The sequence below is a fragment of the Orenia metallireducens genome, assembly GCF_003001995.1.
Taxonomy (GTDB): Bacteria; Bacillota; Halanaerobiia; order Halobacteroidales; family Halobacteroidaceae; genus Orenia; species Orenia metallireducens_B.
This window is the reverse complement of the sequence record NZ_PVNB01000087.1, coordinates 1-1,455: the sequence shown is the minus strand read 5'-3', so window position 1 is coordinate 1,455 and position 1,455 is coordinate 1. Positions and strand designations below refer to the sequence as shown.

The 1,455-nt window shown below is 25.6% G+C and carries 1 protein-coding gene; it reads left to right on the top strand.

The window, feature by feature from the left end:
* Positions 1-120 precede the first annotated feature (120 nt).
* Positions 121-1,254, top strand: a complete 1,134-nt coding sequence (locus tag BX659_RS18700) for an IS4 family transposase (protein WP_097016973.1) — start codon at positions 121-123, stop codon at positions 1,252-1,254.
* Positions 1,255-1,455: the final 201 nt, after the last annotated feature.

Genomic DNA, 1,455 nt, shown 5'->3' with positions numbered 1-1,455 from the left:
TCACTAGCGTTGCATCTAGATATTTCAATAAAATACCTGTTGTAAAAAGAAAACTCCTCTGATTAAATGGATAAGTACTGCCCAGTACAAAAATCCATAAAATCAAAGGAGAATCAATTTATGAATAATTGTACCATACTTTTAAATAAATTTCTAGATTTTATCGACAAAGATTTCTTCAGAAATCTAATCGATAAATATAATTCAGATTATAAGGCACAAAAACTAACAACCGAAGTTCACTTATTATACTTACTATATTATCACCTTACAGAAAAAGATAGTTTAGAAGATTTTGTTTCTGAATTAAAGCATAATGAGCAATTAAATAAATCATTACCTAAAATAAGTAAGTCTCAACTTTCTCGTAAAAATGAAAGTAGAAATAATCTAATCTTTTTTGAAATTTTTCAGCATTTATTTAATAAACTTAAAGCTAGGCAAGGTCTTAGAAAAAGTTTGAAAGATATAGGCTTAGTAAAAATCATAGATTCTTCAACTGTTAGCCTATGTTTATCATTATTCCCTTGGGCTAAATTTAGAAAAAACAAGGGGGGTATTAAGCTTCATACTGTATATGATTTAAATAATGAGGCTCCTGAAAATATCCTTATTACTAATGCTATTATTCATGATAAGGAAGTATTTGATAAATTGAAGTTAGACCCTAGTGTTACTTATCTTTTTGATAGAGCCTATATTCATTATGAGAAATTTGATCAATTTATAAAAGATGATATTTATTTTGTAACAAGGGCAAAATCAAATACTAAAATCGAGATTACCCAAACTATGCCTTTAACTACTGAAGATATAGAGTCTAATATATTATTGGATGCTAATGTTATGCTAGGAGACCATACATCAAAAACTAGAATGAAATATCCTATGAGATTAGTTATGATTAAGACAATTGATAGAGATAATAAAGAAAAAATAATTTCTATATTAACAAATAGATTTGATTTAGAAGCTACTGTTATAGCTGAACTGTATAAAGAACGTTGGCAAATAGAGTTATTCTTTAAGTGGATTAAGCAACACTTAAAAATAAAGCGATTCTTTGGACAAAATGAAAATGCTGTTTTAATCCAGATTTATACTGCCATAATTCTATTCTTGATTTTAACGCTAATCAAGAGAAAGTCTAGGTTCAAAGGAACTTTACTTGAACTTACTAGAAAAATAAAATACTCTATATTTAGATATATTAAGAAAACATTTAATTGGCTTAATTGGTTAAATAAACATTAGTTTGAAAATAATTGTTTTGTACTCAGGGTAACTTTAACTTGTTACAGAAATTTATTGTATATTTTGATATTTAATGATATTTATCTAAATTATTTAATAAAATTTCAATAGGACATTTGTCCTATTGTTAAATTTAAAACTATGAGTAATAAAATATAGTAAGAGTTTCAATTGTATTTTTTAACAATGCAACGATAGTGA

Coding starts and splice junctions, on each gene's coding strand:
- BX659_RS18700 (WP_097016973.1), top strand. CDS start 121: ATGAATAATTGTACCATACTTTTAAATAAATTTCTAGATTTTATCGAC.